Annotated in this window: 15 protein-coding genes and 1 pseudogene; 11 read left to right on the forward strand and 5 right to left on the reverse strand. The window is 42.6% G+C overall.

Going from position 1 to position 13,062, the window contains the following annotated elements:
• Positions 1–224 precede the first annotated feature (224 nt).
• From BK820_RS12090 to ahr, 11 genes and pseudogenes are all read left to right on the forward strand, one after another.
• Positions 225–1,592 (forward strand): GNVR domain-containing protein, encoded by a 1,368-nt coding sequence (locus tag BK820_RS12090; RefSeq protein WP_071321048.1) that lies wholly within the window; start codon positions 225–227, stop codon positions 1,590–1,592.
• Positions 1,593–1,615: 23 nt separating this feature from the next.
• The gene (locus tag BK820_RS12095; RefSeq protein WP_071321049.1) at positions 1,616–1,885 is read left to right on the forward strand and encodes a tyrosine-protein kinase family protein; all 270 of its coding nucleotides are present in this window, start codon (positions 1,616–1,618) and stop codon (positions 1,883–1,885) included.
• Positions 1,886–2,055: 170 nt separating this feature from the next.
• Positions 2,056–2,760, forward strand: coding sequence for a BamJ family beta-barrel-assembly machinery protein (gene bamJ / locus BK820_RS12100; RefSeq protein WP_071321050.1), 705 nt, complete (start codon positions 2,056–2,058; stop codon positions 2,758–2,760).
• 49 nt (positions 2,761–2,809) lie between these two features.
• The gene (bamJ, locus tag BK820_RS12105) at positions 2,810–3,499 is read left to right on the forward strand and encodes a BamJ family beta-barrel-assembly machinery protein (RefSeq protein WP_071321051.1); all 690 of its coding nucleotides are present in this window, start codon (positions 2,810–2,812) and stop codon (positions 3,497–3,499) included.
• A gap of 140 nt (positions 3,500–3,639) precedes the next feature.
• Positions 3,640–4,374, forward strand: a complete 735-nt coding sequence (locus BK820_RS12110) for a dienelactone hydrolase family protein (RefSeq protein ID WP_071321052.1) — start codon at positions 3,640–3,642, stop codon at positions 4,372–4,374.
• Between the two features lie 71 nt (positions 4,375–4,445).
• Positions 4,446–4,814, forward strand: a pseudogene (locus BK820_RS12115) (HIT family protein); the annotation flags it as partial.
• A 158-nt stretch (positions 4,815–4,972) separates the two neighbouring features.
• Positions 4,973–6,001 carry an A/G-specific adenine glycosylase gene (gene mutY / locus BK820_RS12120; protein WP_071321053.1) on the forward strand — a complete coding sequence of 343 codons (1,029 nt, stop codon included), beginning with the start codon at positions 4,973–4,975 and terminating at the stop codon, positions 5,999–6,001.
• A gap of 109 nt (positions 6,002–6,110) precedes the next feature.
• Positions 6,111–6,614, forward strand: coding sequence for a M23 family metallopeptidase (locus BK820_RS12125; RefSeq protein ID WP_410469160.1), 504 nt, complete (start codon positions 6,111–6,113; stop codon positions 6,612–6,614).
• A gap of 15 nt (positions 6,615–6,629) precedes the next feature.
• A complete protein-coding gene (locus tag BK820_RS12130; RefSeq protein WP_071321055.1) occupies positions 6,630–6,875 on the forward strand; it encodes a hypothetical protein in 246 nt (81 codons plus the stop codon).
• Positions 6,876–6,891: 16 nt separating this feature from the next.
• On the forward strand, positions 6,892–7,473 hold the full coding sequence (locus BK820_RS12135) for a DNA-3-methyladenine glycosylase I (protein ID WP_071321056.1): 582 nt from the start codon (positions 6,892–6,894) through the stop codon (positions 7,471–7,473).
• A 4-nt stretch (positions 7,474–7,477) separates the two neighbouring features.
• On the forward strand, positions 7,478–8,500 hold the full coding sequence (gene ahr / locus BK820_RS12140) for an NADPH-dependent aldehyde reductase Ahr (protein ID WP_071321057.1): 1,023 nt from the start codon (positions 7,478–7,480) through the stop codon (positions 8,498–8,500).
• Positions 8,501–8,843: 343 nt separating this feature from the next.
• On the opposite strand, the gene BK820_RS12145 is transcribed toward ahr, so the two are convergent.
• From BK820_RS12145 to BK820_RS12165, 5 genes are all read right to left on the reverse strand, one after another.
• A complete protein-coding gene (locus BK820_RS12145; protein ID WP_071321058.1) occupies positions 8,844–9,488 on the reverse strand; it encodes an SRPBCC family protein in 645 nt (214 codons plus the stop codon).
• 62 nt (positions 9,489–9,550) lie between these two features.
• Positions 9,551–10,372: a 4-hydroxy-tetrahydrodipicolinate reductase gene (dapB, locus tag BK820_RS12150; RefSeq protein WP_004814102.1), complete on the reverse strand. Its 822-nt coding sequence runs from the start codon at positions 10,370–10,372 to the stop codon at positions 9,551–9,553.
• A 312-nt stretch (positions 10,373–10,684) separates the two neighbouring features.
• The gene (locus BK820_RS12155; RefSeq protein WP_004814100.1) at positions 10,685–11,158 is read right to left on the reverse strand and encodes a Dps family protein; all 474 of its coding nucleotides are present in this window, start codon (positions 11,156–11,158) and stop codon (positions 10,685–10,687) included.
• Between the two features lie 297 nt (positions 11,159–11,455).
• Complete coding sequence (gene dnaJ / locus BK820_RS12160; protein ID WP_004895889.1) at positions 11,456–12,568, reverse strand: molecular chaperone DnaJ; 1,113 nt, start codon at positions 12,566–12,568, stop codon at positions 11,456–11,458.
• A 105-nt stretch (positions 12,569–12,673) separates the two neighbouring features.
• Positions 12,674–13,051 (reverse strand): hypothetical protein, encoded by a 378-nt coding sequence (locus BK820_RS12165; RefSeq protein WP_071321059.1) that lies wholly within the window; start codon positions 13,049–13,051, stop codon positions 12,674–12,676.
• Positions 13,052–13,062: the final 11 nt, after the last annotated feature.

Consider the following 13,062-nt stretch of genomic DNA (forward strand, 5'->3'; position numbering starts at 1 on the left):
ATTTATGAAAGAGATCTATTAATCAATTACACCTAGACCTGGTTATTCATGAGTCGCCAAACTCTGTTCTGAACCGCTTTTATCATTCATCTCAAATTCAATATACGAAAAATTCTGTAATCTTCGAAAATAGCCATACATCTGTAGAAATTAAACAGTTTGAAGTTCCTAGAAAATTCCAGGAAACTCCTCTAAACCTTCAAATTCAAGAACAGAATTTTACTTTGAAAGATTTAACAACAGAGCAAATTCTCTACTCTGGAAAGTTGAATCAATTACAGTCCAACAACCAAGATTGGAAAATTGCTGTTTTCGCAAAGCCCTCTTCTGTTAAATCAGATCTGTATATTACTAAACAGCCTTTATTTATTGCTCAAAGACAATTTCTAGAGAACTTGAATGTGTCAGAAAATGGCAAAAATATAGGGATGATAAAAATAACTTATGAAAGCCAGACACCTAAAAATACGACAAATATTTTGAATTCTCTTATTAATAATTACAAAATACAAAGTTTTAACGCAGTTTCAGATCAGTCTTCTCAAGGTTTAATCCTTTTAAATCAAAAACTGATAGAGCTTCAACAAGCCTCAAGTATGGCTGAGAAAGCTTTTGAACCCTTCCGTAAAAATTCAAACTCTTTAGAATTCGTAGGACAGGAGGCCTATATTACTGAAAGAGTAGCTCTAGAAAGTAAAAAAATAGACCTCGAACTGCAATTAGCCTTAGACCGAATGATTGATCCATTATCTTCAAATAGCTTAGCTACATCCGATGCTTTGCAACAACAGTCATTAGAGCTAGATGATATCAATTTACAAATACTAAATTTAGAGAATGATTTTCTAAAACTATATAGCCCCCTTTCACCTGATATCTCAGCTTATGTAGATTTAAGTATCAAGAAACAACTGTATCATGAGCTTTCAGGCCTGAAGAGCAGCACAGTTAATACGATTAAATCTCTCAATATTATTGCAGAACCTTCCAAGCCTATTAAACCTAAAAAATTAATTGTTTTAATCTTATCTATTTTTGTGGGTGGTTTCATCGGGGTACTTTTGGCTTTAGTTCGTACAATATTACGTTCTGGAATTAAAAATACTATGCAAATTGAAAATGAAATTAAGTTACCTGTTTATGCAGCTGTTCCTCACTCTTCGCATCAAAACTCTTCATATCAAAAGAATAAGTCCCCTTTAACCAAGAAAATTGCTATTCTTGCCTCTGAAAAACCTCAGGATTTAGCAGTTGAGAGTATCCGGGGAGTCCGTACAATCCTACGTGCGAAAAAAGCAGAGTCCAAAAATAATATTATTACGATTCTAGGCCCCACTGCCCATGTGGGACAAACATTTTTAGCAGTTAATTTAGCTATTTTATTGGCACAAACTGCTAAAAAAGTTCTATTGATTGATGCTGATATGCGTAATGGCTACTTACATCAGTATTTAAATCAGGAAAATACAAACGGTTTAACAGAGTTTTTACTTGGAAAAATTGATCTCAGTCATCTAATCAAAACTGGATTAGAGTCAGGTGTGCGTTTATCGCCTGCGGTCAATATCCCGAAAATCCAGCTGAATTATTAGCCTCTGAGAAATTTGATATATTATTGAATGAACTATCGAAACAGTTTGATTATATTGTCATCGATACCCCTCCTAGTTTAGCAGTCACTGATGGTATTCTCATTGCGCAGAATGCGGGGACAAATTTATTGGTTGCCCGTCATCTCAACACACAAATGGATGAATTATATTCAGTTCTAAATCGTTTTAATCAGGCAAATGTTAAAATTAATGGCGTTGTGCTTAACAATATTAAAAATAGCTATGGTTATAACTATAATTATGCTTATAAAGCTAGAAAAGATCAGGACTAATATTCAAAGCCGGTAATTGCCGGCTTTTTTATGATTAGTTTTATTAAATTCTGGGCTCTACCAAACCACAGCAAAAACCCGTTGAAATTTGCACAGGTGGTTCAAGATTTCTTAAAAATTTCTGCTAAGATGGAACGAACATTAACGATAACATCATATTGGAATAATACATGAGTAAGGCCTTACCGATTGCTGTCGCTGTTCTTCTAGGCGGTGCTGCGCTCGTTCCTGTTTACTATGCAACTCAACATCCGGTAAATCAAACTTCTAAGGCATCTAAAGATGCATCTGCAGTTTCTAAGATCAGCTATGCTCTCGGTTATGAAGTCGCACATCAAACTCCACCAGAGCTAGATATCAATAGCTTCATTACCGGTGTTCGTGATGGCCATGCCCGTAATGAGGCAGCCTATAATGAAGAAGAACTACAGGCAGCTTATGAGCAGTTCCAGAAGGATATGCAGCAAAAGCAGCTTGATGATGCTAAAAAGGCCCAAGCTTCAAGTGATTCTTTCCTGACTGAAAATGGGAAAAAACCTGGCGTCAAAACCACCGCTTCAGGCCTGCAATACCTGGTAACCAAAGAAGGTACAGGAAAACCACCTGCTGCAGATTCTATGGTTAAAGTTCACTATACTGGCAAGCTGGTTGACGGTACGGTATTTGACAGTTCAGTAGAACGTGGTGAACCAATCGAATTCCCACTGAATCAGGTCATTCCAGGCTGGACTGAAGGTCTACAGCTGATGAAAGAAGGTGGCAAAGCAACCTTATATATCCCGTCTCAACTCGGTTATGGTCAGCAAGGGGTACCAGGTACCATCCCGCCAAACAGCACCTTGATTTTTGATGTTGAACTCATCGAAGTAAAATAATACGGTTTAGGGAGAGCAATATGCTCTCCCTTGTTTTTGAGATACTAGAATGAAAATACAAATTAGTCTTGCTGCCCTGCTATTATGTTCCGGTAGCTTATATGCCAAGGATATCACCACCAAAAGTACAGAAGCAGAACAGGTGGGTTACAGCTTTGGCTATCTTATGGGTCGCAATAATGCCGATTCATTAAAAGGCATCAATCTGGATGCATTTAGTGCTGGACTGAAAGCCGCAGCAGCAGGGCAAAAAGCCAGCTTGACTGAAGAAGATATGGCCAAGGTACTGATGCAATACAAGCGTCAGGCCGATGCTCGCGAGTTAATTGAGCTCAAAAAAACAGCTGAAGAAAATGCCAAAATTGGCCGTGAATTCCTGGCTGAAAATGCCAAAAAACCAGAGATTAAAACGACTAAATCAGGACTTCAATACCAGATCCTGCAAGATGGCAAAGGAAAATCGCCAAATGCGAACAGCAATGTCAAAGTACATTATGAAGGTCGTTTGATTGATGGTACTGTGTTTGACAGTTCAATTGCACGTAATCAGCCGGTCGTATTCAAGACCAGTCAGGTGATTATGGGCTGGACCGAAGGTCTGCAACTGATGAAACCTGGTGCCAAATACCGTTTCTTTATACCTGCAGAACTTGCTTATGGGCAAATTGGTTCAGGTGATGTGATTGAACCGAATAGTACCTTAATCTTCGATATTGAACTGATTGAAGTCATGAAATAATCAAAAAGGAGATATCCGGGTATATCTCCTTTTTTTGACTAAAAAGAACAAATTAATCTGCTGTAATCCTGTGACATCTGTTTGGCTTTTGCTATGTTTATGTTTTCATCAAGATACTGAACAACAATAGAGGAACTTCCATGGCAGCAATAAAGACACGTGAGATTCAATATACGGCGCAGGATGGCAGCCAGCTAATTGGTTATTTTGCAGCGCCCGAATCCGATACGCCTGTTCCAGGCGTGATTGTGGCACCTGAATGGTGGGGGCGTAATGACTATACCGAACAGCGTGCCCGTGAACTGGCTGAACACGGCTATGCTGCCCTGGCGATTGATATGTATGGCGATAAAAAAGTCACCACGGCATCGAATCAAGCCTATGAATGGATGATGCAGACTTTTGAAGATCCCGATACGATTGTGAATCGTGCTACGGCTGCCCTGAATACCCTCGCTGCACAAGATGAAGTTGATGCAGATAAACTGGCCGCAATCGGTTTCTGTTATGGCGGTAAAGTCGCACTCGATCTGGCACGTTCTAATGCTCCATTACAGGCAGTGGCAACCTTCCATGCCAATCTGTCACCCAAAGCACCTGCTCAAAAAGGTCAGGTTCAGGCTGAGATTCTCGTCCTGCACGGTGAACAGGACAGCATGGTATCACTGGATGATGTTGAGAGTTTCCGTAAGGAAATGCAGGCCGCCAATGTGAAACACGACGTGATCATCTTCAAAAATGCCAAACATGGCTTTAGCAACCCGCTTGCCGATGAACGGGCCAAAGCCAATGGTGTAGACCTTGGTTACAATGCTGAAGCAGAAAAACAAAGCCTTGAGGCAATGTATGCCCTGCTGGCACGTCGACTGGCGTAAAGAATATTTGTGCTACTCTACTCTGAGGGGGAGCGGATTAGTGCAAAAATGATTATTCAAGAAGAAATAAGGAGAATGAAATGGCTGAGAACAACTGTCCATACTGCAACTATGACGAATATGATGTCATTGCCAAAAATGACTTTGGTGTGGTGTTGCCTGAACCGAATTCATTGTCCCAAGGGCATAGTGTGATCGTGCCACTGCGTCATGTGGCTTCCTTTTTTGAAATTACCGATAAAGAACGTAAAAGCCTGATGTCTTTGCTTGAACAGGCACGTAATGAACTAAATTTACGCTATCAGCCATCTGGCTTCCATGTAGGTTTTAATGATGGTGAGGTATTCAAGGCAAAGTCTGAACACCTGCATATTCACCTTATTCCACGTTATGAAGGCAAAGTGCTGAAACTGGATGCCCGTTGGGGAATTGAAGACTAAATTTAGTTTTTAGCTCAAGTTTTATCAGAGTGAATGAACTTCGGATCATTCACTTTTTTATTGCCTGATCTGCCTGTCTACCTTGATACACTTTTCACCGATTCCTTTAGCTGAATCCGCTATAATGCCTTCTTGTTTTCCTGCCCTGTCCAGTATTCATGTTTGTATTTTCAGATGCGCTTTTAGAATGGTTTGATGTTCATGGCCGGCATGACTTGCCGTGGCAGGTGGCAGATGACCCTTACAAAGTCTGGGTCTCTGAAATTATGCTGCAGCAGACTCAAGTCAAAACAGTATTACAATACTTTGACCGTTTTATTACGCGATTTCCTACAGTTCAGGACTTGGGAGTGGCAACTTGGGATGAGGTTGCTCCTTACTGGGCGGGACTCGGCTATTATGCCCGGGCACGTAATCTGCACAAAGCAGCTGGAATCGTGACTGCACAAGGTCATTTTCCAAAAACTCTGGAAGAATGGATCACATTGCCGGGTATTGGTCGTTCGACTGCCGGTGCACTAATGTCACTTGGTTTACGTGAATACGGCGTAATTATGGATGGTAATGTCAAACGGGTGTTATCGCGTTTCTTTGCCATTGAAGATGATCTTTCTAAGCCCATTCATGAACGTGCCATGTGGCAACTGGCTGAAGAGCTATGTCCTAACGAACGTAATCATGACTATACCCAGGCAATTATGGATCTGGGAGCCACAGTTTGTACGCCCAAGAAACCGCTGTGTCTGTATTGTCCGATGCAACAGCATTGCCAGGCACATCAGCAAGGCTTAGAAAACGAGCTGCCTTTTAAAAAAGCTAAAAAACCAGTACCGGTAAAATCTGCCCAGGTACTGATCTTACAATGTGGTGATCAATGGCTGTGGCAGCAACGTCCTAATACTGGACTTTGGGGTGGTCTGTGGTGCTTGCCGATTATCGAAGAAGTACATGAACTGGATATATTAAAACAGAGTCTAGGCTTAAAACAGTTCATACAAAAAGTCGAAATTTCGCATAGTTTTACCCATTTTACCTGGCAACTGGAAGGTCTGGTATTTGTCATTGATGCTGATCTGCAAGAGCATTTAGCTATTGAACTGAATGGCATCTGGCTGGAGCCAACCGCGGCAGTTCAGGCCGGCATCCCCACAGCAATGAAAAAATTGATCTCTGCAACTCAACTGTGACATATTTAGAAATACGAGATTTTTAACTTAATAATTTTGAATTTGATACAGGCGCACAAGGAAGGATGCTTTGCAGCACAATATTCGTTTTGCCATTATTTCTGTTTTGATGCTGCTATTGGCAGCGTGTAGCTCTACTCCCAAACAGCCGGGTTCTGCAGTACTAAATCCGATTCTGGTGCAGCAACTGAGGAATACAATAATGCCCTCCCGGCTGCCGATCCCGGTAGATAACATTAAGACACGCCAGCTCAAGGATACCTGGGGAGCTTCCCGCAGCAGTGGCCGCCTGCATGAAGGTACCGACATTATGGCTCCACGTGGAACCAAAGTCCTGAGTGCGACGGAGGGCCTGATTGCAGACTTACGCAATAACAATTTGGGTGGTAAAGTGATCTGGATACTCGGCCCGGGTGGAACCTGGCATTATTATGCGCATCTCGACGGGCATAAGCGCGGCTTGAGTGTCGGGGACTATGTCAAAAAAGGTCAGGTGATTGGCTATGTTGGTAATAGCGGTAATGCACGACATACTGCGCCTCACCTGCATTATGGGCTTTATCTACAAGGTAAAGGCCGTGGTGCAGTAAATCCCTATCCATATCTACGTTAATTTTAGGAAATGTACATGTCAGAAGCGTTGATCAACCGTCTGGTAGAATTTGCTGAGTCAGGCAATCAACAAAAAATCGTGCTCAATGACCAGACTTATCAGGGCTGGGTTATGGAAATCACCGAAGATGCACTTCTGATCAGTACCGGTTATGCCGATAAGAGCGGCAAAGATGCCTGGATCCCGTTCAGTGATCTGGAGCAGGCAGAGTTGTCTTACTGGGATAACCAGCAAGATCAATGGACCACGTTCAAACTCTAAAAATAAGGAGCATCACATGACCATTCAACGCTGTGGCTGGTGCTCCGATAATTCTCTTTATATTCAATATCACGACCAGGAATGGGGTCAGGTTGTTCTGGATGAACCGCGTTTATTTGAAATGCTGTGTCTGGAAGGACAGCAAGCAGGATTGGCCTGGATCACAGTTCTAAAAAAGCGTGAAGCATACCGTGAACATTTCTTTCAATATTCTATTGCAACCATTGCTGCTTTTACAGATGAGCAACTCACAGCAAAACTGCAAGATGCTAGTCTGATCCGGCATATCGGTAAACTGACAGCCATTCGGGATAATGCCCGAGCCTGGCAACAGCTGAAATCTCAAGATCATGATGTAGTCGAATGGTTGTGGTCTTTTGCCCGGCAGCCGCGTTTAAATAATGCTGTGGCAAATTATCGGCAGGCTCCGGCGCAAACCACTGAAAGTCAGCACATGTCCAAAGCCTTGAAAAAAGCCGGTTTCAGATTTGTTGGTCCAACGATTTGTTATGCCTTTATGCAGGCAGTGGGCATGGTCGATGACCATGAAAATCACTGTCACTTTAAAACAAGATCCTCTCATTCAAATAAGAGCTGAGTCCATGTCTAATAATACCATTCAAGCCTATGCCGCAATGTCTGCAGGTGCAGCACTAGAGCCTTATCAATTTGATGCAGGTGAACTTCAGCCACATCAGGTCGAAGTCAAAGTTGAATATTGTGGCCTATGCCATTCCGATATTTCAGTGCTCAATAATGACTGGGGATCTTCAGTCTATCCTGTTGTAGCCGGCCATGAAATTATTGGCATAATCACACAACTGGGTTCGGAAGCCAAAGGTTTAAAGGTTGGTCAGCGCGTCGGCATTGGCTGGACAGCAGAAAGTTGCCAGCATTGTGATCCATGTATTTCAGGTCAACAGGTCATGTGTACTGGGGGTCAGGTGGCCACAATTGTTGGTCATGCCGGTGGTTTCGCCGATAAAGTCCGTGCTGGCTGGCAATGGGCAATTCCTCTACCGGAAGATCTGGATCCGACCAGTGCCGGTCCTCTGCTCTGTGGTGGTATTACCGTATTTGATCCGATTCTGAAACATCAAATTCAGGCCATTCATCATGTCGGGGTTATTGGCATTGGTGGTTTAGGGCATATCGCCATTAAATTGCTCAAAGCTTGGGGCTGTGAGATTACTGCTTTTACCTCCAACCTGGATAAAACCGATGAGCTGAAAGCGATGGGCGCGGATCATGTGGTGAACAGCCGTGATCCGGCAGCAATTAAAAAATTGCGTGGTAAATTCGATCTGCTGCTCAGTACCGTGAATGTTACGTTGGACTGGCAGGCTTATCTGGCGACACTGGCACCGAATGGTACCGTGCATATGCTGGGCTTACCTTTAGAGCCGATGCAGATTTCGGCTGGCTCATTAATTGGCGGAGCCAAATCCGTGACTGGTTCACCGACAGGTTCTCCAGTAGCTTTACGTCAGTTACTGAAATTTGCTGCGCGTAAAAATATTGCACCCCAAATCGAATTATTTCCAATGTCAGAAATCAATACAGCAATTGAACGCCTGCATTCTGGCAAGGCCCGCTACCGGATTGTACTGAAAGCAGATTTTTAATTTTATTCCTGATTCAATATAAATCTACCCTCTCCTAGGAATAGGGTAGATTTTTTATAGCTATATTTATAAATATTTGGCCAGTTTCTCGAACAGAAATTCAATAAACAGATGTATGCGTTTAGGCAAATGTTCCTGTCGGTAATAGATCGCACAATTTTTTGATAATGCAGCTCAATCTGGTCTTCAAACAGAACCTATAAACCACCTGGCTGTACAATCGTCTTCAACCAGAAAACTTGATAGACAGGTATGCCGATCCTATATAAAGCCAGTTGACGGATGGTCTCTCCATTAAGAGCTTTAATCTTGTGCTCCACACGATTAAAGATTCGCCATTTAACTAACGCAATGCTTCTGGCAATACCGGAACTGTCGAGGATTTATTCAGTTCCAGCTTCATTTTTTGCAACATCTGATAAGGCTGCTGCTGTACAAACATATTTACAAAAGTCAGCGGGATAGAGCCTTCAGGATTGGCATAACCATAAGTAGAGACCTTGACCTTTTTCTCGCCTAAACGGTTAAAAGTCCAATCACCTTCATAATGGGTCAAGCGTACATAATCCGGATTCAGTGGATAGCCCTTTTGAATGGCTTTGTTCTTAATCGTGATCTGGCCATTGGCTTCACGGATCATTTTCCCTTGTACCACTAAGTCCCGGTCTTTCAGCGGAAATGGAAAATCCAGTACCATATATAAGGTGAAATCGCCTTTTTTGTCATCCCGGGTGAGTACCTTCACATTGCCCATATAAGGTACCCATTTTACTGCATTGTCGACATCAATAATCAGATGCACTGCCTGTTCGATCGGTACATCATAGGTCGTTTCAGCTTTATACAGAAAAACCGGATTATTCTTGTCTTGATAGGTCCAGACCTTGATATTATTTTTATTAATACTGAGTTTGGCATTCGGTACAGATTTAGGCTGTGCTGCGGCGGCAAATGCCACAGCACAGAACATGAGTATGACTTTTTTCATTCCATTGTCGTCTTATTTTAGTTTTAGTTATTCTTATACTTATAAATGATTTTGACGAAAATTTAAACTTGAATATCGTTAAAACCAAGTACATCTTTCATGTCATATTTGCGCGCTTCGCGACCAACTACCCAAGCTGCGGCACGTACTGCACCTGAAGCGAAGTTCATGCGGTTAGTGGCTTTATGGGTAATTTCAACGCGTTCGCCATCGGCAATAAACATCGCTGTATGTTCACCCACAATATCACCACCACGAATCGTTTGGAAGCCAATACTTTGGCGCTCACGTGGACCTGTATGGCCTTCACGGTGATAGACTGCATCTTTTTTCAGATCACGGCCGAGTGCACCTGCAATTGCTTCACCCCACATCAGTGCTGTACCTGATGGTGCATCCACTTTATGACGATGGTGCGCTTCAATCACTTCAATATCAACAGTATCACCAAACACTTTAGATGCGAGCTCTAGTAGTTTAATTGACACGTTTACACCCACTGAATAGTTGGCAGCATAAACCACAGGGGTTTCAGTTGCAGACTCATCGAGGTAAGCTTTTTGTTCGTCGTTGAGACCCGTGGTACCAATCACGATGGCCACGCCATTTTCACGGCACACTTTAAGGTGATGTACAGTGGCTGCAGGTGCAGTGAAGTCAATGACCACATCACAGTCTTTTACCACTTCTTCAAGGCTACCCACAACTTTTACGCCAACTGCACCAATACCTGCCATTTCACCTGCATCTGTACCAATTAAGGTACTTTCTGGGCGTTCAACTGCTGCGCCCAATTGATAGCCGGCTTCTTTCACTGCCTGAATAAGGATGCGTCCCATACGGCCGCCTGCACCTAAAATTCCAATGCGTGGTGTCGCTGACATAACATAGTCCTGATATTGATTCGAAATTGTTCTTACTATAGCAAAACTCGCTCCTAACACTAAGATTGATCGCATAAAAATCAATGAAAAGAATCAAAGAAGATCATGAGCGTTTTTGATATGCAGAAATGTTTAATTAAATTCTAAAGAGTCGGCTTTCTATAGAATATTGGGCAAGCTGTTTTTCCTGTATACATTATGAGCTCAGGATTAAACATATAAAAAGCCCATATCATCGCTATGGGCCAGTTGTATTAAAGCAATACTTTGGAAATAGAAAACTAAAAATTCAGCTATGAATGTCTGAAAGATTTACTCTTCTAACAGACTTCTTAACATCCAGGCTGTTTTCTCGTGTACATTCAGACGTTGAGTCAGGATATCTGCAGTTGGCTGGTCATTTGCCTTATCTACAATGTCAAACATACTTCTTGCGGTACGGGCAACCGTCTCATGGGCATTGACCAGTAAGCGAATCATTTCTTCCGCTTTAGGAACACCTTCAATTTCCTCAATAGAAGTCAGCTTTGCAAACTGCTGATAGGTTCCTGGCGTCGGAAAGCCCAAAGAACGGATCCGTTCTGCAATGATGTCCAAGGCATTCCACTGTTCAGTATATTGCTGCATGAACATGTTATGTAAAGTATTAAATTGCGGGCCGGTGACATTCCAATGAAAGTTATGGGTCATTAAATATAAGGTGTAGCTATCGGCAAGTAGTCTGGATAGACCTTCTACAATTTCCGCTCTGTCTTCGGCTGAAATACCAATATTTACTTTTATCATCTCGGTTACCTTAAATTTTAAAAAAATATGCGTGATCAACTTCTTTATTCTTATAATCAGTTTAGCTACTTCAACAAATTGCAAAAGATGAGATCAGTATCATTTATGTTAGCTTTGTTGAAATAACAGAATAAGTTTAAGCTACAGGAATGTAAGGTATGACAGGAGCTTTACTAAGCAGTAAACTTATATAGAAATCTGAGGAAGATACCAATTTTTTCTCTTTAAAAATCGGTGAACTGTAAAGCTGAGATCTAAAAAAAGGACGCCTGAGCGTCCTTTTTTATTTTCATTCAATTAGTCAAACAGACGATCGAAGAATGATTTTTTCTTCGGTGAAGATTGGCTACCTTCCCCATCCATTGATGCTTGCAGCTCTTTCAGCAATTCACGCTGACGTGCAGTCAGGTTTACTGGTGTTTCAACCACAATCCGGCATAACAGGTCACCAGTCATGCTGGTACGAACAGGTTTTACACCCTTACCACGTAAACGGAATAATTTACCGGTTTGCGTACCTTCCGGGATTTTCAGGCTGACACGGCCATCCAGGGTTGGGATTTCAATCTCTTTACCCAATGCAGCATCAGCAATTGAAACAGGCACATCCATATACAGGTCAGCACCATCACGCTGGAAGATCTCGTGCTCACGCACCACCACTTCTACGTATAAATCACCTGATTGACCATCACGGATCGCTTCACCCTTACCGGTTAAACGTACGCGGTCACCATTGTCCACACCGGCTGGAATGGTAACTTCCAGGGTTTGCTGACGATCAGATACGCCCGAACCATGACATTTATTACATGGATTCTTGATGATCTTGCCTTGACCACGACAGGTGCTACAGGTTTGCTGTACAGAGAAGAAGCCCTGCTGCATACGTACCTGGCCTGCACCATGACAGGTCGGACAAGTTTCCACATCATTCGGATTTTTGGAACCTTTACCATCACAGGCATCACATGGTGCAGGTGCAGTGAAAGTAATAGTTTTCTTGACGCCTTTGACTGCTTCTTCCAGGCTCAGTTCCATGACATAACGTAAGTCAGAACCACGGCGCGCACGTTGTTGCTGACGACCACCACCAAATGCCCCACCAAAGATGTCACCGAACTGGCTGAAAATATCTTCTGCGCTAAAACCACCGCCGAAGCCGCCACCGCCGCCCATACCACCTTCAAAGGCCTGATGGCCCATGCGATCGTACATGCTGCGCTTTTCGCTGTCAGACAGTACTTCATAAGCTTCTGAAGCTTCCTTAAACTTTTCTTCAGCTTCTGGATTGTCAGGGTTGCGGTCTGGATGATATTTCATCGCCAACTTACGGTAGGCTTTTTTAATCTCATCATCACTAGCGGTTTTAGCAACACCCAAAACCTCATAATAATCACGTTTAGCCATGTCTGGCGATGCTCCTCACGGAATTTTATTTAATACTTAACTGTGGTCTGAAATTGGGGGTCAAACCAGTTTTTACAAGGGGGAATATGAAAAAAAATCGAAAGCTTAGAAAACAGCTTTACTTTGATAGAATTTGGACACGCCCTTGAACCAGGCATTAATCATGAAAATAAACGCAATAAAGCTGAATACGACGCCAGCGACCGTGCAGGCTTTCACCCATAACATGCTGTCCCAGGCATGGAAAAAGAGTGGAATAAACCAGAGGGCTGCAAAAAAAGCCAGCATGGTATAGATCACCACATTACGCATGATCCACAGCGCTTGTGCCTGTAGCCAGACTTCTGCATAGTCGACCTGAGCGACTTTGCGTGCTAACCAATAAGAAAAAATTCCAAAAATCACGGTAAAAGAGGCTAAAAACATGAACACATATGCAATGGCTACAGAGCGCCGCATTTGAGTTAAACTTTTTTGATTCATGTCTCTTTCAA

The sequence above is a fragment of the Acinetobacter sp. LCT-H3 genome, assembly GCF_001866125.1.
Classification (GTDB): domain Bacteria; phylum Pseudomonadota; class Gammaproteobacteria; order Pseudomonadales; family Moraxellaceae; genus Acinetobacter; species Acinetobacter schindleri.

Excerpts from the sequence above, each read along its gene's own strand:
- BK820_RS12110 (WP_071321052.1), top strand. The coding sequence starts at position 3,640 with ATGGCAGCAATAAAGACACGTGAGATTCAATATACGGCGCAGGATGGC.
- BK820_RS12145 (WP_071321058.1), bottom strand. The coding sequence starts at position 9,488 with ATGAAAAAAGTCATACTCATGTTCTGTGCTGTGGCATTTGCCGCCGCA.
- BK820_RS12135 (WP_071321056.1), top strand. The coding sequence starts at position 6,892 with ATGACCATTCAACGCTGTGGCTGGTGCTCCGATAATTCTCTTTATATT.
- dapB (WP_004814102.1), bottom strand. The coding sequence starts at position 10,372 with ATGTCAGCGACACCACGCATTGGAATTTTAGGTGCAGGCGGCCGTATG.
- mutY (WP_071321053.1), top strand. The coding sequence starts at position 4,973 with ATGTTTGTATTTTCAGATGCGCTTTTAGAATGGTTTGATGTTCATGGC.
- ahr (WP_071321057.1), top strand. The coding sequence starts at position 7,478 with ATGTCTAATAATACCATTCAAGCCTATGCCGCAATGTCTGCAGGTGCA.
- bamJ (WP_071321051.1), top strand. The coding sequence starts at position 2,810 with ATGAAAATACAAATTAGTCTTGCTGCCCTGCTATTATGTTCCGGTAGC.
- bamJ (WP_071321050.1), top strand. The coding sequence starts at position 2,056 with ATGAGTAAGGCCTTACCGATTGCTGTCGCTGTTCTTCTAGGCGGTGCT.
- BK820_RS12165 (WP_071321059.1), bottom strand. The coding sequence starts at position 13,051 with ATGAATCAAAAAAGTTTAACTCAAATGCGGCGCTCTGTAGCCATTGCA.
- BK820_RS12125 (WP_410469160.1), top strand. The coding sequence starts at position 6,111 with ATGCTGCTATTGGCAGCGTGTAGCTCTACTCCCAAACAGCCGGGTTCT.
- BK820_RS12130 (WP_071321055.1), top strand. The coding sequence starts at position 6,630 with ATGTCAGAAGCGTTGATCAACCGTCTGGTAGAATTTGCTGAGTCAGGC.
- dnaJ (WP_004895889.1), bottom strand. The coding sequence starts at position 12,568 with ATGGCTAAACGTGATTATTATGAGGTTTTGGGTGTTGCTAAAACCGCT.
- BK820_RS12155 (WP_004814100.1), bottom strand. The coding sequence starts at position 11,158 with ATGATAAAAGTAAATATTGGTATTTCAGCCGAAGACAGAGCGGAAATT.